At 29.7% G+C, this 22,969-nt stretch carries 20 protein-coding genes and 1 tRNA gene; 9 read left to right on the top strand and 12 right to left on the bottom strand.

Annotated features, from left to right (window positions below):
• Positions 1–18: 18 nt before the first annotated feature.
• From yidC to rpmH, 3 genes are read right to left on the bottom strand one after another with little or no spacing between them, the layout of a single operon-like run.
• Positions 19–1,950 carry a membrane protein insertase YidC gene (gene yidC, locus MBVG596_RS02105; RefSeq protein ID WP_096386556.1) on the bottom strand — a complete coding sequence of 644 codons (1,932 nt, stop codon included), beginning with the start codon at positions 1,948–1,950 and terminating at the stop codon, positions 19–21.
• Positions 1,940–2,266 (bottom strand): ribonuclease P protein component, encoded by a 327-nt coding sequence (gene rnpA / locus MBVG596_RS02100; protein WP_096386553.1) that lies wholly within the window; start codon positions 2,264–2,266, stop codon positions 1,940–1,942. Before rnpA ends, yidC begins: the two co-directional genes overlap by 11 nt.
• 20 nt (positions 2,267–2,286) lie before the next feature.
• On the bottom strand, positions 2,287–2,436 hold the full coding sequence (rpmH, locus tag MBVG596_RS02095; RefSeq protein ID WP_004420851.1) for a 50S ribosomal protein L34: 150 nt from the start codon (positions 2,434–2,436) through the stop codon (positions 2,287–2,289).
• Positions 2,437–2,719: 283 nt separating this feature from the next.
• Between rpmH and serS the strand changes: the two genes are divergently transcribed.
• On the top strand, positions 2,720–3,985 hold the full coding sequence (serS, locus tag MBVG596_RS02090) for a serine--tRNA ligase (RefSeq protein WP_096386550.1): 1,266 nt from the start codon (positions 2,720–2,722) through the stop codon (positions 3,983–3,985).
• 16 nt (positions 3,986–4,001) lie between these two features.
• Here the strand turns inward: serS and nusG are convergent, their stop codons facing one another.
• The 5 genes from nusG to MBVG596_RS02060 all read right to left on the bottom strand — a co-directional run bounded on the left by nusG (position 4,002) and on the right by MBVG596_RS02060 (position 7,565).
• Positions 4,002–4,607, bottom strand: a complete 606-nt coding sequence (nusG, locus tag MBVG596_RS02085) for a transcription termination/antitermination protein NusG (protein WP_004420811.1) — start codon at positions 4,605–4,607, stop codon at positions 4,002–4,004.
• Positions 4,608–4,811: 204 nt separating this feature from the next.
• On the bottom strand, positions 4,812–4,961 hold the full coding sequence (gene rpmG / locus MBVG596_RS02075) for a 50S ribosomal protein L33 (protein ID WP_004420806.1): 150 nt from the start codon (positions 4,959–4,961) through the stop codon (positions 4,812–4,814).
• A gap of 52 nt (positions 4,962–5,013) precedes the next feature.
• Positions 5,014–5,592 carry a hypothetical protein gene (locus tag MBVG596_RS02070; protein ID WP_096386547.1) on the bottom strand — a complete coding sequence of 193 codons (579 nt, stop codon included), beginning with the start codon at positions 5,590–5,592 and terminating at the stop codon, positions 5,014–5,016.
• 1 nt (position 5,593) lies between these two features.
• Positions 5,594–6,289: a 23S rRNA (guanosine(2251)-2'-O)-methyltransferase RlmB gene (gene rlmB, locus MBVG596_RS02065; protein ID WP_096386544.1), complete on the bottom strand. Its 696-nt coding sequence runs from the start codon at positions 6,287–6,289 to the stop codon at positions 5,594–5,596.
• Between the two features lie 43 nt (positions 6,290–6,332).
• The gene (locus tag MBVG596_RS02060; protein WP_096386540.1) at positions 6,333–7,565 is read right to left on the bottom strand and encodes a class I tRNA ligase family protein; all 1,233 of its coding nucleotides are present in this window, start codon (positions 7,563–7,565) and stop codon (positions 6,333–6,335) included.
• A 159-nt stretch (positions 7,566–7,724) separates the two neighbouring features.
• Between MBVG596_RS02060 and parE the strand changes: the two genes are divergently transcribed.
• The 4 genes from parE to MBVG596_RS02040 are packed head-to-tail and all read left to right on the top strand — an operon-like array spanning position 7,725 to position 15,357.
• A complete protein-coding gene (parE, locus tag MBVG596_RS02055) occupies positions 7,725–9,635 on the top strand; it encodes a DNA topoisomerase IV subunit B (RefSeq protein ID WP_096386535.1) in 1,911 nt (636 codons plus the stop codon).
• Between the two features lie 11 nt (positions 9,636–9,646).
• A complete protein-coding gene (gene parC, locus MBVG596_RS02050) occupies positions 9,647–12,229 on the top strand; it encodes a DNA topoisomerase IV subunit A (RefSeq protein ID WP_096386530.1) in 2,583 nt (860 codons plus the stop codon).
• A 9-nt stretch (positions 12,230–12,238) separates the two neighbouring features.
• Positions 12,239–13,138 (top strand): MAG4940 family membrane protein, encoded by a 900-nt coding sequence (locus tag MBVG596_RS02045; protein WP_096386526.1) that lies wholly within the window; start codon positions 12,239–12,241, stop codon positions 13,136–13,138.
• A 14-nt stretch (positions 13,139–13,152) separates the two neighbouring features.
• On the top strand, positions 13,153–15,357 hold the full coding sequence (locus MBVG596_RS02040) for an MSC_0775 family lipoprotein (RefSeq protein WP_096386521.1): 2,205 nt from the start codon (positions 13,153–13,155) through the stop codon (positions 15,355–15,357).
• 54 nt (positions 15,358–15,411) lie between these two features.
• On the opposite strand, the gene rbfA is transcribed toward MBVG596_RS02040, so the two are convergent.
• Complete coding sequence (rbfA, locus tag MBVG596_RS02035; protein ID WP_004420690.1) at positions 15,412–15,756, bottom strand: 30S ribosome-binding factor RbfA; 345 nt, start codon at positions 15,754–15,756, stop codon at positions 15,412–15,414.
• A gap of 166 nt (positions 15,757–15,922) precedes the next feature.
• Positions 15,923–16,483 carry an inorganic diphosphatase gene (locus MBVG596_RS02030; RefSeq protein ID WP_096386514.1) on the bottom strand — a complete coding sequence of 187 codons (561 nt, stop codon included), beginning with the start codon at positions 16,481–16,483 and terminating at the stop codon, positions 15,923–15,925.
• 121 nt (positions 16,484–16,604) lie between these two features.
• Here MBVG596_RS02030 and lpdA point away from each other — a divergent pair, with 121 nt between their 5' ends.
• The 4 genes from lpdA to MBVG596_RS02010 all read left to right on the top strand — a co-directional run bounded on the left by lpdA (position 16,605) and on the right by MBVG596_RS02010 (position 20,094).
• Positions 16,605–18,056 carry a dihydrolipoyl dehydrogenase gene (gene lpdA, locus MBVG596_RS02025; protein ID WP_096386509.1) on the top strand — a complete coding sequence of 484 codons (1,452 nt, stop codon included), beginning with the start codon at positions 16,605–16,607 and terminating at the stop codon, positions 18,054–18,056.
• 74 nt (positions 18,057–18,130) lie between these two features.
• Positions 18,131–18,763 (top strand): TyrS-associated PheT N-terminal domain-related protein TapR, encoded by a 633-nt coding sequence (gene tapR, locus MBVG596_RS02020; protein WP_096386504.1) that lies wholly within the window; start codon positions 18,131–18,133, stop codon positions 18,761–18,763.
• 7 nt (positions 18,764–18,770) lie between these two features.
• On the top strand, positions 18,771–20,009 hold the full coding sequence (gene tyrS, locus MBVG596_RS02015) for a tyrosine--tRNA ligase (RefSeq protein ID WP_096386499.1): 1,239 nt from the start codon (positions 18,771–18,773) through the stop codon (positions 20,007–20,009).
• Positions 20,010–20,020: 11 nt separating this feature from the next.
• Positions 20,021–20,094 (top strand) — tRNA-Thr (locus tag MBVG596_RS02010).
• Between the two features lie 69 nt (positions 20,095–20,163).
• On the opposite strand, the gene MBVG596_RS02005 is transcribed toward MBVG596_RS02010, so the two are convergent.
• Both MBVG596_RS02005 and MBVG596_RS02000 read right to left on the bottom strand, forming a co-directional pair.
• A complete protein-coding gene (locus MBVG596_RS02005) occupies positions 20,164–21,354 on the bottom strand; it encodes an acetate/propionate family kinase (RefSeq protein ID WP_096386496.1) in 1,191 nt (396 codons plus the stop codon).
• On the bottom strand, positions 21,354–22,319 hold the full coding sequence (locus tag MBVG596_RS02000; protein ID WP_096386492.1) for a phosphate acyltransferase: 966 nt from the start codon (positions 22,317–22,319) through the stop codon (positions 21,354–21,356). The genes MBVG596_RS02005 and MBVG596_RS02000 overlap by 1 nt, the downstream gene beginning before the upstream one ends.
• Positions 22,320–22,969 lie beyond the last annotated feature (650 nt).

Below are 22,969 nucleotides of genomic sequence, written 5' to 3'. Positions count from 1 at the left end.
GTTAATTACCCGAATTTATTATGAAACAATTTTTTTGTTATATCTTTTTTTGTAGAATTCAGTTTTCTTAAAGAAATGAATTGCGATTGCTTGCAATATTGATCAAATATTGGTTATTATTCAGTATATTTGAACACCCGCATTGAAAATTACAGTCATAACAATGAAAACTAACATCATGACTCATTGCATTTTGTCATTTTTTCTCATTGCTTGTTTTTGTTCGATTGTTAGGTGTTTATTGTTTCGTTTATTTAGCAATCTTGGAATAAGCATTGACAACACTTGTGTTAATGCTGTTGTAATCAATAAAAAGATATATCATCATTCACCAGAAAGTAAACGTTTGTAAGATGTAGCTGCGAAGTCGAAACCTAATCAACTTGTTGATTTAAGCTCGGGAACTGATTGAATAACACGTCACATAGCCAAGAAAATTGGTATAGAAATTATTAGTGAAAGCATTGAGTCAAATGGGTTTATACCATTTTTTTTGTATAATGCTGATACCTCTTGTTGTTGACGCATTCTCATTTCTTTATTGTTTTTAAATTCAGCATATTTAGCATCAATTTTTGCTTTTTTAACACGTAATTCTTCTTGCATTGATTGAGACATTGTTGCTTTTCAAGTGATTGCAAGAACTAATAAACGAGTAATTATTACTGCAACAATTAAACACAAAATTGTTGTTCAACCAGCGGCAGCAGGCAACGGAACCCTAATTGCCATTGTTAATTGTGCAATTGGTCAAATTAGAAACATAAAGAATGGCCCGTATTTTGCGGTTTCAGCAAATGAAGTAAATGCAATTTGTGGTTCATCTGCTGACAATATTAATTTAGTATGGTTTGCGAAAACCGGTGATCCATATACTAAGTTTTCATCGGCAACACCTGAGTCTTTAACGTTTCCATTTTTATCAAATTGCTGAACACCATTTTTATCTAATAGGGGCTTAAATATACTTGGTTTTGTCATATTCGTTATATTTAAGTATTCAGCTAAAGCATTTTGATAATTTTTGATAAATTCGTATTCACTCGAGGTTAAAGTTGTTTTTTGACCATTTAAAACTTGAGTTATTAAGTCTTTGTAAGAAATATTCGATACGCGTTTATAGTAATTTCCCTCTTTTAAGAATGTTTCTCTGTATAAGAATTCCAAAACATCACGTGCGTATTTTAATTTTGGATTATCAATATTCTGGTCAGAATAAACAGAATATAAACTTGCCTTTTTGACTGTAATATCTTCATTTTCAGGGTGTTTAATTTCTAATTCATCTTTATTTAAGGTGTATGATTCACCCTCTTTTTTGAATATTTTATCAAGTTTGAAATCAGGATCTAGAAATACGATTTCGTTTCAATTATTGTAAATTGATTCGTATTTTTTCATTTTTGCATCTTGATTTCTTGAGTTATCAACCGCAAATAAGTATCTATTAGGTTTTTCGCCTTTATGGATTGGTTGTTCCTTAACAGCGAATTCATTTTTGCTATTTAAATATTGAATTGATGAAGAAAAACCATGTCATTCGCCATATTTTGCACCATCTGATTCGGCTTGATTTCTCAATTCTTGAATTGTTTTTGAATATTCTTTGTGTGATAAGTGAAAGTTAGATTCAGGAGAATAATGTATTGAGTAATATTCACCTGGCTGTAAATTCTTATCACCTTTTGGTGCGGTTGATTGTTTAAATGTTCTAACAGTAGGTGATATTTTTGCTGATGAATCATAAAATTCAGTACCAGCCCCAGTAAATCCAGAGCTTTTAACTATCATTGTCTGAACGCAACCACCTAGAGTTAGCGCAAAAAGTAATACGTAAAAAATAATTTTTACGACAAGCCAGACAATTTTTCTGATTTTTTTAGGGTCTTTTCCTTTTTTTGATTGTCCTGAAGGCTTGAAATAATCAAAGTTTTTTGATCTATTTTCCATTTTCTACCTTTTTAATTAACCTTTTGGTAGTATCAAATTTTGTTTTATAAGTTTGGGTTAAAAAATCTTTACGCAAAATTACAACAAAGTGATAATTTAAATGATAAACATTTAACTCGTGAAAAATAGCCTTTAATTGTCTTTTGTAATAGTTTCGGTAAACTGCATTACAGAATTTTTTTGGCACTGTTATTCCAACTTTAAATTCTGAAGCTTCTTTAAAATAAACAATTAAAAACTTGTTAACAACTTGCTTTTTATGCTTAATTACATTGTCAAATTCTCAACTTTTTTGTAATCTAAATTGTTTTTTCATTTTTAATTCCAAACAAAAAACTAATTAGCACTTGATACAGTTAATCTTGCTCTACCTTTTGCTCTTCTAGCTGCTAAAACTTTACGGCCGTTTGCAGTAGCCATTCTTGCACGGAAGCCGTGAACTTTAGCGTGTTTTCTTTTATTTGGTTGGTATGTTCTTAAACTCATAATATTACCTCCTGTATTAAGTTTTATTATCTAAATATATAAAACGCTTTTATATTATAAACTAAACCATTTAAAACAAAACAATTGTTTGAGCTTTTTAAAATGCCAACAAAAGTGTACTATTTTTTATTTTAAATTTTACTTTTTCAATTGAAAAATGAATAAATAAATAAAATATAATAATTATAAAATTTAACAATAATATTTTTAAATAGAGTCAAAATCGATTTAATGTATTATTAGTGCTATAATTTACAAGAAAAAAATATAAGGATAAAATAGTATGCTAAATATTAAATATATACAAGAAAACAAGGAAAAAGTTAGAGACTTACTTGAGAAAAGAAATTTCGATGTAGAAATTTATGATGAGCTTCTTTCATTACTTGAAAAACGCGGAAAATGCATGTTTGATGCACAAAGTAAAAAAGCAGAATTATCAAAATTCGGTAAACAATTTGTTGAGTTTAAAGATGACAAAAATAAACTAAATGAATTGAAATTACAGGCATCTAAGTTAAAAGAAGAACAAGCACAATTAGAAGAAATAGCAAAAAAACTTGAACAAAAAACCGAGGAAATTTTACACATAATTCCCAATATTGCGCTTGATGATGTTCCAGTTGGCGATTCTGATAAACAAAATATTGTTATAGCCACACACGATAAACTTGGCAGAGGTCTAGTTTCAGGGGTTAAAGCTCACTATGAAATAGCTCGTGATTTAAATTTAGTTGATTTTGACAGGGGTGTCAAATTGTCTGGAACTAGATTTGTAGTTTATAGCGGACTTGGAGCAAGACTTACAAGAGCTATCCAAAACTTTTTACTTGATTTGCATACTGAAAACGGTTATATAGAATATTCAACTCCAGTTATTACAAGACCAGAAATTTTATTTGGTACTGGCCAACTTCCAAAATTTAAAGAGGATTTATTTAGTGTGGATAGCAATGGGTGATATTTAATTCCAACTGCTGAAGTAACATTGACAAACTTACTGAATAATGAAATAGTTGATTTAACAAAACCACAATGCTATACTGCATTCACTGAATGCTTTAGGTCAGAAGCGGGAAGTAGTGGTAAAGATACAAAAGGAATAATTCGCCTACATCAATTTAAAAAAGTTGAATTGGTAAAAATTACAAATGAAAAAGATGCGCTTATTGAGTTTGAAAAAATGTTAATTCAAGCTAAGAAAACACTTGAATTATTAGAAATACCATTTAGAGAAGTGCAATTATGTACCGGTGATACTGGTTTTTCATCAAGAAAAACAATTGATTTAGAAGTTTGACTACCTTCTGAAATCAAGTTTAGAGAAATTTCATCTATATCATACATGGGCGATTTTCAAGCAAGAAGAGCAATGATTAGATACAGAGATGAGCATGGCAATACACAATACGCACACACAATGAATGGGTCTGGGGTTGCAATAGATAGATTGGTTGCTGCAATATTAGAAAACTATCAAAACCCAGATGGAACAATAAGTGTGCCAAAAGCATTAATACCTTATATGGGTTGCTCAATAATTAAATAAAAATAGTGGCGCGCCACTATTTTTCTTGACTTTTTATGTATTCATATTCAAATTCAGTTGGCACATATTTGCCAAAATATTCAACTTCAACGGTTGCCATTTTAGTTGAGTCGTTTGCTTGTGTTACTTTACCACTTTGACCCTTGAATGGGCCATCAATAATTTCAACTATTTCACCAATAGCGAATTTAGTTTCTAATTTACCTTCATTAAAGTCATTTAGTAATTTTTGCTCAGATTTGAAGCATTTTCTAATTTCGCTCGCAGAAACTGGGGTTGGTTTAGCACCTTTTCCTGAAGAACCAATCAACCCAGTTACATATTGAGTGTTCCGAATAACAAATCAAGCCTCATCACTCATGTACATGTTTATAAAAATGTAACCACTATACATATTAATCATTTTAACTTTGTATGGTAACCCATTTAATTTATTTTCAGCTTCTTTAACAGTTAAACTAGGTTTTTTAAATATTTTAAAAGCACCTTCAGGAGTTGCTTCATTGTTAAAACAATCATCAACTTGCTCAGAAACAATTCTATTTTTCAATGATTCAACAACAATATCTTCTTTTCCTGAAACTGTACTAATCATGTATCATAAAAATTTTCTTTCTTCCATATTAACCTCTATTTAATACCAATTCTACTTCACAGCAATCCAACACAGGTTGCGAATAACACGACAATAATAGTGAATAATGTTGCAAAAATTATTACTTTTCAAAACGAAATTCAATTAGTTCTGTTAGATGGCCATCTAACCCTTTTTAGCTCCCTAAAAAACTTTTTGATTCTATATTTTTTTGGTTTTTTGTTTTATTCATTATTTTTCCTCTTTGTGAATAGCGTGTTTTCTACATTTTGGGCAGTATTTTTTTATTTCAATTCTTGAAAGATTTCCTGCTCCTTTATTAGTTGCATAATTCATGGCAAAGCATTCTGAGCAACTAAGTAATACCTTAGTTTTTTTCATAATAATATTTTACACCACCTAAAGCAAAATAAAAAAGTGCCTAGCACTGTTATTATTTTACACTATATTTATACATATGAAATAATCTTTTTTTAAGTTCGAATCGCAGTGAGTTAATTTTTGAAGTCGTAACCATTTTTGACTTTTTTCATAAATTGATTTTTTGTTTTAATTCATTGAAAAAATTCTTGTTTTTTTCAATGAATGATTTTCAATCTTCAATTGTTAATTCTTTGTTAAATCTTCGCTCGGAATCATTGTCATATAAATCAAATAATTCACTAGAGGGTATTGGGATTAGTTTGGCATCTCTTTTTTGAGTGGAATTAGCACGATTATACATATAAGTAAAGTTTTTTAAGGATTTAAGAATAAATGTTTTAAAAGTAGCGCCTTTTTCTTGATTGAAAGACAAAATAATTTTCTTAATACCACCTAAAAAATCATTGTAAATATCTTGTGGTTCAATGCTTGAGTTCACCTTTTTATTTAAATTGTTTTTAATTGTATAAATTAGAATATCTTTGTAACGAAAATCAATCAATTTAATTGATTTAAGTAAATTTTGTTGCTTTAAAAATTCACCAACTTGGTTTTCCGGAAGTTGTGTAAATTTTTCAATTAAGGTCATATTATTCCTTTGTTAATTTGTACAATAATAAACCAGCAGCTACTGAAGCATTAAGGGATTGGACTGTTCCTCTTTGTGGTATATAAATTTTAACATCAGACTCATTTAAAACTGGTTTACTAACGCCGGATGACTCATTTCCGATAATTAATGCCGCAGGTTTGTTGTACTCAATTGAGTCAAAACTAACTGCTTCTTTGTTCAATTCAGATGCGTAAATTCAATAACCCATATTTTTGAGTTTTTTTAGTGAAGCAACAAGGTTATTGACCTTTATTATTTTCATATTTATAAATCCGCCTGAACTGATTTTTAAAACAGTAGAAGTTATGCCAACGCTTCTTTCCTTTGTTAGAATGATATGTTTAATACCGAAAACGTTTGCACTTCGCATTATTGCACCTAAATTGTGCGGGTCTTGAATATGGTCTAATATTAAAATATTTTGAGGTTTGTCTTTTTTTAATATTTCTAAATCATAAATTGGAAAATCTTTAAGGACAGCAATTATTCCTTGGTGATTCTCGCTAGTTATTGAGTTGAAAAATGAATTATCTTCAACAATAACTCTGGTTTTTGTTTGATTTGCGATTAATTGTGAGGATTTAACTGAGTTTACATAAATAACTTCAATAGGTAATTTTGAATTTATTGCATCTAAAACAGAATTTTTTCCTCACAACATCAATTTTTCCATATAACACCTCTTAATTTTTATATTTTTTTCCATTTTAAAAATGTTAATAAAGTCCCGAATCCTGAAGTTTTTTTCTTAATATATCTGCTTGTTCGAAATCTTTATTTTTTACTAATTCAATTCATTTTGAATATATTTGGATAAATTCATTGTAATTTTGAACATCAGTTAATGTAGGATGAATTATTGACAATGTTTTGTGAATATTTCTAGCATATTGGATGTCTTTTGTTTTGTTGTAATTTTTTATTTGTTCATTTAATAAAAGGTTATATTTTGCAAAATCATATTTTGATAAAGCTTCAAAAATTTCTTTAATTTCTTTATTATTTTCAAAACCAACTAGGTTTGTACCATGATTTATAAAGATTGAAAACATTGTTTTTTTATATTTTTGTTCAATATTTTTTAAGTTTTCAATTAATTCATCGCTCATATTTATTGGAGCAGACAGTTTAGCTGTAAGAATCAGTAATTTGTAAATTTCAACACCATGTTTGTTAAAGAAATCTTGCGGATATATTATGTTTCCCAATGATTTGGACATTTTAACTCCATCTAAATTAATTTGACCGCATCTAATTCATTCTTTAGTTATATTTTGATTGTGTAGTGCAAAATGTTGAATGTTTTCATTTTCATGATGTGGAAAAGTCAAGTCCATCCCACCGCCATGAACATCAATTCCGTCTTTTCCGAAATGTTTATCTATTAATGCACAACATTCAGTATGCCAACCAGGTCTACCTAAACCAAAAGGTGAATTATATTGAATTCCTTTTGATGTTGACTTCCATAGTGCGAAGTCGGCATTGAATTTTTTGTCATTTGATTTTTCATCAAACTCCATATTTTCAAGAATTTGACCCGATACATTTCCATACTGTTTTTCATTGTTTTTAACATTAAATCATATATCAGAATTGGATCCTTTATATGCTTGATTTAAATTTACCAATTTGTTTATATATTCAATAATTACGTCAATATTGTCGGTTACTTTTTCTACATCTGTTATTGTGTCAATATTTAATTGTTTAAGCAATTCAAAGTATTGTTCTGTGTATTTTTCGCTAATTTCTTTTTCAGTTACTTTTAGCTCAATTGACTTGTTAATAATTTTGTCATCAATATCGGTAATGTTGTGAACAAGTTTAAATTTTTGACCTAAAAATCGATTTGCTTTTAAAACCAAATCGAATGTTGTTATAGCACGCAAATTGCCAATGTGTGGGTCATTATAAACAGTTGGTCCGCAAATATATATTTTTAACATATGTTAATTATACATAATTAATTCATTGGCTTTTTGCCAATTTTTTCAATGGTTTTTGAAAAATGATAGTTAAAAATCAATAAATATTCAAAATTTTAATTTATGTATTATTAATATAAATTTTTTAACTTAATTTAAAAAATAATACAATTATAAAATATGTATAAATATGATGAAAATAGTATTCAACAGTTAAAAGGGCTTGAAGCTGTTCGCAAAAGACCAGGGATGTATATTGGCAGTACTGATGTCAATGGACTACACCATTTAGTTTGAGAAATTGTAGATAACTCAATTGACGAGGCGCTAGGCGGTTTTGCTACTGAAATTTCAGTTACTTTGACAAAAAGTGGGTCGGTAATTGTAGAGGATAATGGCCGTGGAATACCCGTTGGAAAAACTGAAACAGGTAAAACTGCTGTTGAAAGAGTTTTCACTGAACTTCATACTGGTGGTAAATTTGATAGCAGTGCCTATAAAACTTCAGGAGGTCTTCACGGTGTTGGTGCATCAGTTGTAAATGCACTAAGCCATAAACTAATAGCAACAGTTCAACGAGATGGCCAAGTTTACGAAACAATTTTTGAGAATGGCGGCGAGGATATAACTCAACGAACTAAAATAATCAAAAAATCTAATAAAACTGGAACCCGTGTTGAATTTTGACCAAATTATGAAGTTTTTAAGCGTTCTAAATTTAGTTACGAAAAGATTTCTGAGCGCTTGCGTGAAAGTAGTTTTTTAATTGCGGGACTTAAAATAACCCTTAAAGATGAAACAAAAGATTTATATAACGAGTTCAAATTTGAAAATGGAATTAGTGCTTTTGTTGAATTTATGAATGATTCAAAAACGCCGATTGGCGAAATTTATAGCTTTAAAGAAACAAAAAAAGAAATAGAAGTTGAATGTGGTTTTCAATACACCGACAGCTATAATGAAACAATTTTGTCTTTTGTTAACAATGTTAAAACTAAAGATGGCGGGACTCACGAAGTCGGACTTAAAACAGCACTAACGAAATTATTCAATGAAATAGCAATGGATGAAAAAATTATCAAAGGAAAAAATTCCTTTGATGGCGAAGACATTCGCGAAGGTTTAACTATTATAATTAGTGTAAAAATTCCCGAAAAATATCTTGAATTTGTCAGTCAAACTAAAGATAAATTAGGTACACCTGAGGCAAAAAGTGCTGTTGAGGAAGTTGCTTTTAAACATCTAAAAATTTGGTCAGTTGAAAATAAACCGCTAGTTAAAAAAATACTTGACAAAATCAAAAAAGCAGCCGAAGCTCGCGCAAGTGCTCGCAAAGCAAGACTTGAGGCGCGTTCTACAAAAAATGCTTTAAAAGAAAAGCAAATTTTAAGTGGAAAATTAACCCCTGCCCAATCAAAAAATCCGGCTGAAAAAGAATTGTTTTTAGTTGAAGGGGATTCTGCTGGTGGTACTGCCAAAAAAGGTAGAAACAGAAAATTCCAAGCAATTTTACCATTGCGCGGGAAAGTTTTAAATACTGAAAAAGCAAGGCTTTATGACATTTTAAAAAATGAAGAAATAGCGACAATAATTAATACTATAGGCGCAGGTGTTGGCGAAGATTTTGATATTAAAAAAGCACAATATAGCAAGGTTGTTATTATGACTGACGCCGATACTGATGGTGCTCATATTCAAATTTTACTTTTAACATTCTTTTTTAGACACATGCGTCAATTGGTTGACGCAGGAATGGTTTATATTGCATTACCGCCTTTATTTAAGATTTCTAACAAATCAAAACAAGTTACATATGCTTGAGATGAAAGTGAATTAAGAGAACTTTTAAGTGACCCTAAATTCAAAAATTCTGAAATTCAAAGATACAAAGGTCTTGGTGAAATGAATGCTGACCAAATTTGAGAAACAACTATGGACCCTGAAACTAGAACCTTGATCCAAGTTCGAATCAATGATGTTTCATTAGCAGAACGAAGAGTCTCTACATTAATGGGAGATAATCCAGAATCAAGAAAAGAGTGAATTAACGCTAATGTTGAATTCACAATGGAAGATGATTTTACATATTAAGGAGGCAATAAATGAAAAAAGATATTAAGTCTAAAATTGACCAAATTATTGAAAAGATCGTTTCCGAAAATATTGATTCTGTAATGGAAGATCGTTTTAGTCGCTATTCAAAATACATTATTCAGCAAAGAGCGTTACCTGATATCCGCGATGGTCTAAAACCAGTTCAAAGAAGAATACTTTATTCAATGAGTGATTTAGGTTTGTTATCAAGCAAACCATTCAAAAAATCAGCTAGAGTCGTTGGCGATGTTATTGGTAAATATCACCCACATGGAGATAGTTCAATTTATGAAGCAATGGTAAGGATGGCTCAAGATTGAAAAATGGGGCAAACCTTAATTGAGATGCACGGTAACGTTGGTAGTATTGACGATGACCCAGCAGCCGCAATGCGTTATACTGAAGTGCGATTAGAAAAAATCAGTGAATATATCCTTGGAGATTTAAAGAAAAATACAGTTAAATTTGCACCAAACTTTGATGATAGCGAAAAAGAACCAGTAGTTTTACCTTCAATAATTCCTAATTTATTATTAAATGGAGCTAAAGGTATTGCGTCGGGTTTTGCAACCGAAATTATGCCTCATAATTTGAACGAAATCATTGATGCTACAATTGAAAAGATAAAAAATCCAACTGCAACCCTTGAACAATTAATGAAGTTTATTAAAGGGCCAGATTTTCCAACCGGCGGGACTATTTTTGGTACACAAGGAATTTATGAAGGATTTGAGCTTGGTAAGGGTAGACTAACCCTAGTATCAAAATACAAAATTTATGATGATAATAAATTTAAGTACATTGAAATTTTTGAGATTCCATATGGGGTTGTAAAATCTAAATTAGTTAAAGATATTGATTTATTGATTGCGAATGAAAATATTAATGGATTACTTGAAGTTAAGGATATGTCTGACCGCGATGGGATTAGCATCTTAATTACACTTGATAAGAATAGCAATGTTGACACAATATTGAACTTTTTATTGCAAAAGACTGAAATGCAGGTTTATTTAAACTCAAATAATGTTGCTATTGTTGATAATTCACCAAAATTATGTGGTTTGCATCAGTTGCTTAACTCATATATTAGTCACGTTAAAGACGTCAAAACTAAAACACTTCAATATGATTTAGCAAAATATAAAGCGCGACTAGAAATTGTTCAAGGTTTTATTAAAGTTTCAGAAATTACTGATGAAGTAATAAAAGTTATTCGCGAAAGCGAAAATGGAAAACAAGGTGTTATTGAAAATTTAATTAAACACTTTGCATTTACAAATAATCAAGCTTCTGCAATCGCTGAATTAAGATTATACAAACTTTCTAAAACCGATAAACAAGCATTTTTACAAGAAGAAATCGAATTGTTGGAGTTAATAAAAAAATGTGAAATTTTATTAACTCACCCAAGCAAATTTGATCAATGAATAATTGAATTATTAAAAGAAATTAAGAAAGAATTCGGAAAACCGCGTAAAACTGAAATTGTTAATGAACAAATAAAAATTAAGTACAGTGAAGCGGATTTAGTTGTTGACGAAGAAGCAGTATTAACAATTTCAAAACATGGTTATATAAAAAGGTTTTCAAACAGAGTTTATGAATCAAATGATTGAACTACCTTTGGTGTAAAAGAAGAAGATTCAATAATATTTTCAAATAGAACAAGAACAACCAACACCCTATTACTTTTTACAAATTTAGGGAATTATGCTTTAATTCCGGTTTACAAGATAAATGAAGCTAAATGAAAAGAATATGGCAATCATTTATCAGAATTTGTGGAGTTAAAAACAGGTGAAGAACTTGTGTCAGCAATTGAAATTAAGAATTTTAATGAGAACATGTATGTTGTGTTACTGTCAAGACAAGGACAAGGTAAAAGAGTTCTTTTAAAAGATTTCGAGGTTTCCAGAAATAATAAAGCATTTAATGCAATTAGTTTAAAAGCTGATGACCAATTAGTGGGTGCGAAATTATCTAATGGTTTTGGCGATATTTTAATAGTGACTGATTTTGGGCTAGCTTCAAAATACAGTGAAAATGACATGCAAATTTATGGTACAAAAGCATCAGGCGTTAAATCTTGCTTTTTATCAGGGGCGGATTTAGTGGCGGATTTTGCAATTGTTAATGATGAGAATTTAGTAGCACTAATTGACGAAAATAAACATATTAAGATTGTAAAAGTCGAAAATATTCAACCAATATCTAAGAAACATTTAGGAAAACCAATCTTCAAGCAATTTAAAACTGCTCCGATAAATGTTAAGTCAATTAACGTTGTTGACCAACATAGTGAACTTTTTGTAAAAAATACAAATAATGAGACATATGTTGAGTTAATTAAAAACTATCCAACATCAAAAGTTGGTGAAGGATTTTCAAAAATTAAGATTGAAAACATTCAAAAAATAACATTTAAAACAATTTGTCAAGAACTTCAAAAACCTTCTGATAAAAAAGAAGTTTCTTATGAAAAAAATACTGAACAAGAAGACAAAATAATCGAAAATGCCCAAAAAACAATTGATAGCATTCTTGACATGGATGTTGAAGCAATACTAAAAAAATATGAAATTAAATAAGGGGGGGGCATGTTTAATACACCAGGTGCAGCGCTAAAAGTATATTGAAATCCAACTGTTTTTAGTTTTGAAATAATATGTGTGTTTTTGATTGTTTATTTATTGCTAATTTGAAAATTGATTGCAATAATGAATAAAAAACAACATAATAAATTATTTATGTCTAGCGGTTATATTGTTGTTATTGCCATTGCTATATTGTTCCCATTTGGATTGGGTAGTATAGGAGCTAAAACAGCAATTTATCCATTTATAAATCCATTTAATATAATAACAAATAGCATTATTAAAGGATACGGAGTAATTGGTCAATCTAAACAACATCCCGCACCACTTTTAAAAGGTATTCCATACATTTTTGGCGGACAAATTATTGGTGCATTGGTTGGTTTGATTCTGTTTTGAGTTTCGTTTAAAGGCATAAAAAGCTACTTTAAAAATAACGAAGATTATTCCGAGTTAAAAAGATACAGTTTTTACCATTTTTTTAAAAGTGACACTAAAACAAATTTTGGTTCATGAGGGACAAAAGAAATTGTATTCATTGCGCTTTTTGTTTTGGCAACAACTTTTACAGGTTTTATAAACAAAACTAATTATGATACAGACCATTTCCAAGTTGTTTTAATTCAAATTTTGCTAATTGGATTCATAACAATAATTTCATCATATTTTGGATATTTTGAATTTCACTTGTTATTCCCATTAATTATAATTTTCGTCCAAACTATTGAACTTATAGGATTAAAAGGCTATAAAGAAGCGAGAAAAGAGCTAAGAAAAGAATATTTAAAAAGTTTTTTAAGATTCATTTTTATAACAATTGTTTCAATCATAATTCCAATTTTGGTTGGCTTTATGGTTATAGCCATTAAAATAAAACAAAATGTGAATATTTCACTTTCATAATATTTGGAGCATATATGAAAAAGTATAAAAGAATTCTAGCTCAATTAAGTTTAATAGCTGCCTTTCCATTTGTTGTTGCATCATGTACATTGCAAGAAAAGCAAAATTCGCAAAAACAAGATTCAGCACAACAAAGCAACAAATTATTAGTTTTTGACAGAACCCAAAACAAAGAAGACCAAAATTACGAACTTTATAATCAGGTATACATTCTTTCACAAATTAATGAATATTTTGAAAATAATAGAAATTACGATTTATTTAAATACACGGAGGGCGGATCGCCCGAAACTGTTGAGTTCAAGAACATGATGGCAAACAATTACATGTACAAGTACATGAAATTTGACGAAAATCAATTTAAAACTATTGTCAAAAGTAAATTTAATATAAGTGATAAAGTATTAAATAAACTTAAATTTAAGGTGGACTATAGCAACGTTTATAGAGATTTGGGCAATAATTTTGATGTAAAAGTTCCTATCATTATTAGACTTGATTTAGAAAATCATGAAAAAGCGAATTATCCAAAAGGATTATATAGTCAGCAAACGATTAATGTCTATTTAAAAAACGTTAAGATGACAAGCAATGAAGAAAAAAATCTTAAAGAACTTAAGGATTCAATTAAAGACATTGAAGCACTTAAAGCTCAAGATTTTACAACTTCAATAAACATTGATGATTCGCACAAAGAATTGATTCAGAAATACGGAATTAATGAATTAAATTCCAAGCAAATTTCATCCATTTTTAATATCCAAAACAAGAAATTTAGTGAATTAGTAGAACAACTAAAGGCAAAAAATATTGAGCTTAAGGCCACTATCAACAAAGTATATTTTGATGAAAAAGAACCTAACTTCATCAGAATAAATTTAAGAATAGGCGCTAAACATAATGGTAAAGAAAAAAACTTTAATGAATTTGGGTTTAATTTACCTGTTTTAGTAAACATTGAGAAAAATGAATATTTAAAACAATTAAAACTTGCGGAATCAATCAAAGTTAAAACAATTGTTAACCCCGATATAAATACTGATTTATCTAAAATCACAAGTGATGACTTACTGGTTGAATTCAACAATGAAAGTATTGAAAAAATTGAACTAGACAAAATTACTTCAAATAATTTTAGATCTGCGTCAGTTAGTCTTAATGTTAAGTTGAAAAACATTGAAAAACCATTGAAATTGGTCAAAATGTTGGGAACACAAAATTATGGGTTGCTTTACAGTGAAGAGTTCACAAAAAACAATATTCAAGCATATAATTTTGAAATGAATAGACTAACTCAAGAATTGTTACCAAGCATTAATAAAGACTTTTTTGGACACTATAAATCTGAATTATTCACTGGCGGTTATGGAACTTCAAGATCATTTTATTCAGAAAAAGTAAAAACCCCTAGCTTTTTACACTGGGGAGAAGACTATTTGGCTCCTGATTTTCAACCAGTATTAATGCCATTTGATGGCGAATTAATTGGTGTTTACGAAATTGAACAAAAGAGAGAGTTTGAGGGTGTGGGAACTGTAGCTTTAATAAAAGTTAAACACGATAAATTGAATTTAACGCCAAGAGAAAGAGAAATTTATTTAGACCCTTCTGTTGATTATGTTTACATTGGTTACATTCACTTGGATGGAGCTAAAACGCTTAATAATTCCGAACTTGGCTTAAGTTCTCAGCAATATTCAAAAAGTGGCAAAAATTATTTTGTAGTCCCACAAGCTTCTCCAAAAAATCCAATTAGCGTCAATAAAAATCAAATAATTGGTTTTTTAGGAAATAATGCTTCAAATGGTGGTTGGATGTCGCATGCCCATGTTAATTTCTATGCAAGAATAAAAAAATCTACAACAGAAAACTATTTTACCAAAGACACAAGAACTGACATATCGGACAAAAGATTAAAAGATTATTTGAATTTTAGTGATCAAAAAAATGTTAATTACATAATTCACAATATAGGTGTTTTTGGTAACGTGCTGAATATTAAAAATGATGTAGTTTATCCTGTAGATCCTAAAACAGGCGAAAAAATTAAAAACTCAAAAGCTATTGAAAGTGAAATTTTATACTACAAAAAAAGTTTAAGCAAGTACGAGCAAGAAGTAAAAAGAGGATATTCTGATCCAAATATTATTTTTAAACTTCGTGACCAGAGAACTTTATCATTCAGTGTTGATGACACATTTAATATAAAAACTCAATAATGCGGGAATCCGCATTTTTATTTAAAAAACCGGGGAACCCGGTTTGAAAATGAATTAGTCATTTTCGTGTTTGATTTGCTCTAAAATTTTTTCAATTTTCATAGCGCCATCAATGACGGTATCTAGTTCAAAATGAAGTTCAGGAACTTTGCGTCAATCTAGAGAGTGCGCTAGTGTTTTTCGAATAAAACCAGCAGCATTTCTAATTGCCTCAATTCCATCGCTTGATTTTTCACTAAAGGTTACAAATACTTTAGCGTGTGAAGAATCGGCAGAAAGTTCACAATCAACAACAGTTGGATTGATAATATTTGAATTAGTTAATTCTGTTGTTACAATCTGAGCAATCATTGTTTTAAGTTGACTTTCTTTTCTTAGTGCATTTATACTTTTACTCATAATTCTTCCTTTCTAGTAATTGTATTTAGGAGCTACCAACTCCTTATTTAAATTATATTATTTAATGTTGAGATTGTCGACTAAAAGGAATTTTTTAATAAATTTTCAGATATTTTCTTTTGGATTTTTTATTGAAAAATAAAACCCCTTTTAAAAGGGGCAAGAATTAAAATTCGTATTTTTCTGGGTGCTCTTTCATCATTTTAGCAACGAATTCTTTTTTAGGCATTTTTCCGTATTCATTCATTAAATGAATGCATTCGTCAAGTTCTTCCAATGCTCATTCAATACCTTCAAAACCTGTAACTTTTGTTGAACCAGGTTTTTTTCAATTTTTGTAATTGTTAAAAAATGTTTCAACATCTCTTAAGAATGGTTCAGGAAGCTCTTCAAGTTTATTAATTGACTCTAAGCGATAATCATCTGCGTGAACAGCAATTAATTTTGTATCAGTTTCGCCCGAATCAATCATTTTCATTGCTCCGATAATTCTTGCATTCAATACAACTCCGGGAATGAATTTTTCTGGTGAATAAACTAAAACATCTAATTCATCACCGTCTCAGTCAAGAGCATTAGGAATAAACCCGTAGTTAGCTGGGTAAACAAAATCTCCTCTTAAAATTCTATCAACGTGAATTTGACCATCTGCACGGTCAAATTCGTATTTAATATTTGATCCCTTTGGGATTTCAATTTTTATTTCGATAACATTATTTTTTGACATATTCTAATTATAAATATTTTGTGGAAATTTAAGATAAAAAGCCCTTTTTAATTTGTGAAATTGATTTCTTAATTATAATATGTTTATTATTTTATATTAGCTTATTTAAAAGGGGAAAAATATGAAAAAAGCTTTTAGCGAAAAAGGTGTTCAATACACTGGGCACATTGATGAAGAATTTGATGTAATTGTCGTTGGAGCTGGCCCTGGGGGTTATTTAGCTGCTGAAGAATTAGGTAAATCAGGCAAAAAAACATTAATTATTGAAAAAGAATTCTGAGGTGGTGTTTGTTTAAATGTTGGATGTATTCCAACTAAAGCAATGTTAGCTTCTGCACACGTAATTGACACAATAAAAGATGCTGCTAGCTATGGAATTGTTGCAAACTTAGAAGATATTAAGATTGACAACCAAGCAACTTGAGTAAAAATGCACGAAAGAAAAGCTGCTGTGGTTAAACAAATTTCGGGCGGTGTAAAAATGCTTATGAAAGGAAGCAAAGTTACTATTGCTGAAGGGACTGCTGAGTGATTAGCATCTCATGTTGTCAAAGTTAACGACAAAATTTACAAAGCTCAAAATATTATTATGGCAATGGGAAGCCGTGCGCGTAAACTTGATAAATTGCAAGGATTTGAACAAGGATACAAAGATTTCAAAGTTCTATCTTCAAAAGAAGCAATCAATTTTGATAAGGAATTACCAAAATCAGTTGTTATTGTAGGTGGTGGAGTTATTGGCGTTGAATTTGCACAAGTATTTGCAACAGCAGGCTCAAAAGTAACAATTATCCAAAATACAGATTCATTACTAACTGGATTAGATAAAGACGTTATTAAAGAAATTACAAAACACTTTACAGCTCGTGGAATTGAAGTAATTTACAATGCGTCAACAACAGCACTAAATGATCAAAAAGAGCTTGTTTACGAAACAAATGGTGAAACTAAAACAATTTCAGCTGATGTATATCTAATCGCTGTTGGGCGTATTCCAAACTCTCAAAATCTAGAAAATACAGGTGTTGAAATTGGACAAAGACAAGAAGTTATTGTTGATGAATACCTAAGAACTAATGTTGAAGGTGTTTATGCTATTGGTGATTTAACAGCTCAAAACATGTTAGCACACGTTGCATATCAACACGCATTAACTGCGGTTGCTCATATTTTAGGACACGATGTTAAATACGAATTAAGCAAACCAGTTCCGGGCTGCATTTACACACATCCTGAAATTTCAATTATCGGTATTACTGAAGAAAAAGCTAAAGAACTTGGTTATGACGCATTTTCATCAAAATATTCATTTGGTTACTTAGGAAAAGGTATTGCAACTCGTGACACATCAGGATTCTGCAAACTAGTTGTAGACAAAGCAACAGGGCTAATTCTAGGTGCTTCAATTGTAGGTGCTAACGCAACTGACTATATTGCTGAAATTGGACTTGCTATGGAACATAAACTAACTGTATCAGATGTTACATACACAACTCACCCTCACCCGACATTCAATGAAATTGTTTGAGAGGCAGTAAGAGCAGCACACTTAAAAATGGAATTATCAAAATAACAATACTTAACAAGCTGCAAGGCTTGTTTTATATTAATTCTATATATTAATAACTAAATGTATATAATTAGATTATGGCTATTTTAATAAACTTAAACAAGAATTTTAACAATACTTATGAGGTTGTATTTGATTGCAACATTTTGACTAATTCAATTGAAAAGATAAATGAATCGGGAACATTATATGTTTATAATTTTGATTCTGAAACTAAAAAAGTTGGATATGTAACAATTGTTAGTGAAAAAGAAATAACAAGTAAACAATGGTCTATTGTGAACCAAAATCTTTTTGATAAGATATTAGCTAATTGTCCAACTTCATTAGTGATGGAAGATAAGGCAAATATTAAAATTGGTAAAATTGTTGCTCGAAACACTCATCCTAAATCAGAGAAATTATTTATACTTGATGTTGATTTTGGCACCAAAATAGACAAAATAGTTACAAATACATTGTATACAACAACTGAAAAATATTTGGCTTGATATCAGTCGGGAAGTATTACTCCACAAGGTATGGAAATCAAAACAAATGAAGTTATGGGTATTTCAAGTGATGGAATGCTATGTAGTGCAAAATCATTGGGTTTAAATGATAAAGAAAACTTATTCGAAAATAATGTAATTGATAATATTCCAATTGAATTGAAAAATGAGTATATTGGTAAAAATATTGAATTAGTTTATAAAGAATTGTTATGCTAGGAGAATCATGAAATTTTTAGATGAATTAAAAACCAGAGGAATATTAAAACAAATTAGTAATGAAGAAAAATTTAATAACCTTGAACCTTCAAAAATTAATGTTTATGCTGGCTTTGACCCAACCGCTGAGAGTCTACACTTAGGAAATTACATTATTATTTCTGTATTAAAAAGATTTCAAAAAGCGGGTTTCAACACTATTGCTTTAATTGGCGGCGCTACTGGAATGATTGGCGATCCTTCGTTTAGAGATTCTGAACGAAAATTATTGAATAACGAACAAGTTCATTTAAATAAATCTAAAATCAAAAATCAGTTAGAAAGTTTTGGTTTAACTGTTTTTGATAACTATGATATTTATAAAAATATGAATATTTTAGATTTTCTAAGAGAAGCGGGAAAATTAGTAAATATTTCGTATATGTTGGCTAAGGATTCTGTTTCATCAAGAATTGAAAGAGGTTTATCATTCACAGAGTTTACATATCAACTATTGCAAGGATATGACTTTTTACATTTATATAAAAACCATAATGTTCGTGTTCAAGTTGGCGGCTCTGATCAATGAGGGAATATAACTACTGGTCTAGATATAATAAGCGATGTTGTTGGTGAAAAAGAAGCTAAAGCAGTTGGGATAACTATTGATTTATTAACCGATGAAAATGGCCACAAAATTGGTAAAAGCACTGGTGGTGGCTCTTTATGGTTAGATAAAAAAATGGCATCTCCATTTCAAATGTATCAATACTTATTTAATAAAAGTGACGCAGTGGTTGAAAAATTATTATTGTGATTAACTTTCATTGAAATTGACGAAATTAAACAAATTATGATTGAACACGCAAAAAATCCTTCAAATCACTATGCACAATATAAACTTGCGTTTGCGGTTGTTAGTGATATTTTTGGTGAACAAGAAGCTATTAATTCCCTTAACATCACAAAGATATTATTTGATAAAACATTTGATGCAACACAGCTTAAAGTTGAAGAAATTCAAAACTTGGAAAATTACTTAAAAGTTGCTAATTTATCAATTGGCGACAACATTATTGATTCATTAATCAAGCAAAATATTATAAGTTCCAAACGTGAAGCAAGAGAATTTATTGAAAACAATGCCCTTAAAATTGATGGCAAAAGTATTGATGAAAGCACCATTTATGAACCACAAAATTACTCTAAAAAATACGCCATCTTTAAAAAAGGGAAAAAACAAACAATATTATTAAAAACAGTTTAGTGCTGTTTTATGCCGGATTCGCTTAGTGGTAAAGCAGCTGACTCGTAATCAGTAGCCACGAGTTCGATTCTCGTATTCGGCACCATATGCATATTGCAAAAATTCAAACAAAAAAAGTTAACCATTTCGTGTTAACTTTTTTTGTTTGAGAAAATTAGAATTTATTTTTCATTAAATTTTTAGCATATTTTGCAATAACAATTTCTTCATCTGTTTTTACCTTATAAATAGGAAATTCAGAACCATCGGTCGAAATTTTTAGATAGTCATCATAAGACATATTGTTTTTTGGCATCGAAATTTTAATTCTATGAGCATTAATTCCTTGGACAATCATGTCTCTAATTATATTATCGTTTTCACCGATACCCGCAGTAAAGACAAGTGCGTCAATACGTGGTCCAATTTTGTTTAAATAATTTGCTATATAATCAACACATCTTGCGACAAACATATCAATTGCTAATTTTGCATTTTGGTCAGTGTCATAAACTTTGTGTAAATCTCTAATATCGTTTGATATTCCAGAAATACCCAATAAACCTGATTTTTTAACCATCATATCTTGAACTTCTTGAATATCAGCACCCTCAACTCTAACTAAATAATCAGTAATACCTGGGTCGATTCCACCAGCTCTAGTTCCCATCATTAACCCATCATATGAGCTGAATCCTACTGTAATATCAATTGATTTGGAATCTTTAATCGCACAAATAGAGCTACCAGATCCAAGGTGCGCAACAACTATATTAACTTTCTTTTTGTTTAGAACTTTTTCCATTTTGTGAGTAATATAATCGTGACTTAAACCATGGTATCCAAACTTATATATGTGGTATTTTTTGGCTCAATCTTTATTGATTGCAAAATTTCTTGTTATTTCAGGTAGTGTTGTGTGGAATGCTGTGTCTTGGCAAATAACTTTTGTAACTTTAGGTAAACATTCTTCAAACGCGCCAACTGCATCTAGTGTTGCAGGCGCGTGCAAAGGTATAAATTTTGCAGCTTCTTCAATACCTTTTTTAACTTCTTCATCATAAACAACTGGTGATAAAAACTTATGACCTGAATAAGGGGTTCTAAAACCAATTACTTCGATTTCATCGAAGTTGTTTATTATGTTATATTTTTCTCAAAGTTTCATTAACTCACGAACAGCTGTTGTGTGGTCTGGCATATCAACTTTGTGTTCATAAGATTTGTTATCGTATTTAATAATAATGTTACCGTCTAGTCTTATTCTTTCGCAAAGCCCTTTTGCAAGTAATTCAAGTTTAGTATATGAATAAAGAGCTCATTTTAAACTTGAACTTCCCGCATTTATTGTTAATATTTTTTTCATTATAAGAAATCATAACCTTTCAAAATAGTTATTGAGGTAACATCGATTACATCTTGTACGGTTGCTCCACGACTGAAATCATTGATTGCTCCGTTTACACCTACCATAATTGCACCTACTGCACCATAATCACCCATTCTTTGTGCAATTTTGCAGCCAATGTTGCAGCTTTCAAGGTTAGGGAATACAAATATTCCTGCTGGTTTTTGTGTTGCGGTTGGGAATTTTTTCGATCTAACATTTAAGTCGTATGCTGAGTCAAATTGAAGTTCACCTTCAATAATTTCCAATCCTTTTTCCATTGAAATTTTTACTGCTTCTCTTACTAAATCTGGGTTTTCTCCCTTACCAGAACCATTAGTTGAATAAGTTAAAAAACCAGCTAAAGGATTCATATCCATTGATTTTGCGAAATCAATGGCATTTGTTGCTATATCAACCAATTGGTTAACATCTGGTTTTTGAACTGTTGAAGGGTCTGTAAAAATAATTTTTTCTTCACCTTTGTGCATAACAATAACTGAAGACATTGTTTTAATTCCAGGTTTAGGGCCTACGCACTTAAATGCAGCTCTTAAAATATCTTGAGTTGAATAAATCAACCCGCCAACTGCACTTTCAACTTCTTTTGTTCTAATCATCATTGCACCAAAATATGGTCTATAAGCACATAGTTTTTTGCAAGTTTCCAAATCTTCTTTACCTTTTCTTAATTCAAACATTTTGTTTGCATATTCATCGATTTTTTCTGATTGTTGCGACATTATTATGTTTTTTAATCCATCTTCAACAATTTGCGATTCATTTTCTAAAAGCATTATTGGTTTAGCTAGTTTATTTTCTTGTAAAAATATTGCGGCTTCTCGTGATCTTTTATCATCACCGTCAATAAATAAAACACTTAGTACTCTATCTTTTGATTTTTTTGTTAATAAATTTTGAATGTGTTGACTAAAATTTGCCATAATCTCTCCTTTTATTTATATGTTTATAATTTTATTATTAAAGTATGGAATTTTTTACATATTTTGATTTTATATTTCATTTTTTTATTTTTATTAAATTTTTTTTAATTAGCAAATTTTTGCATTCAATATAAATATGAGTTTATAAGAAAAATTCTCATTAAAAAATATCGTTTATAAAATAAAAAAAATTTTTTCCATACACCAATAATATATTTTTTTGTTTAAAGCATTATAGAGGTATTAAGTATAATTTAAGTATAAAAATAATTCGACAATATTCATTGAATAAGGGCGTACAAATTCAATTCAATAGAAATAGAGGTCAAATAATGGTTAAATTATTACTGATTCCACTAATATTTCCGCTTTTAGCTGTTAGCAGTTGTGCTAATAAGTTTGAATATAGTGATGAACAGAAAAGAGCTCAAAAATTAATAAGCAGAGACTTTAGCCTGAAATTTAATATAAAAAAACGAAAGTTTTCAAACCCACGGTATACAATGTTTCTGTAACTGATAACTATGAACCTTATAAATATGAAGGCATATATCATTTATATAAAGATTTTTTTGAAAATATAGACAGTAAATCTTATTTTTATAACACGGAATATATATCATTTTTAGGACTAAATTCATTCGAGTTCA

The organism is Mycoplasmopsis bovigenitalium, assembly GCF_002356075.1.
Classification (GTDB): Bacteria; Bacillota_I; Bacilli_A; order Mycoplasmatales; family Metamycoplasmataceae; genus Mycoplasmopsis; species Mycoplasmopsis bovigenitalium_A.
The sequence above is the reverse complement of the archived record's forward strand: the minus strand, read 5'-3'. Positions and strand labels throughout refer to the sequence as shown.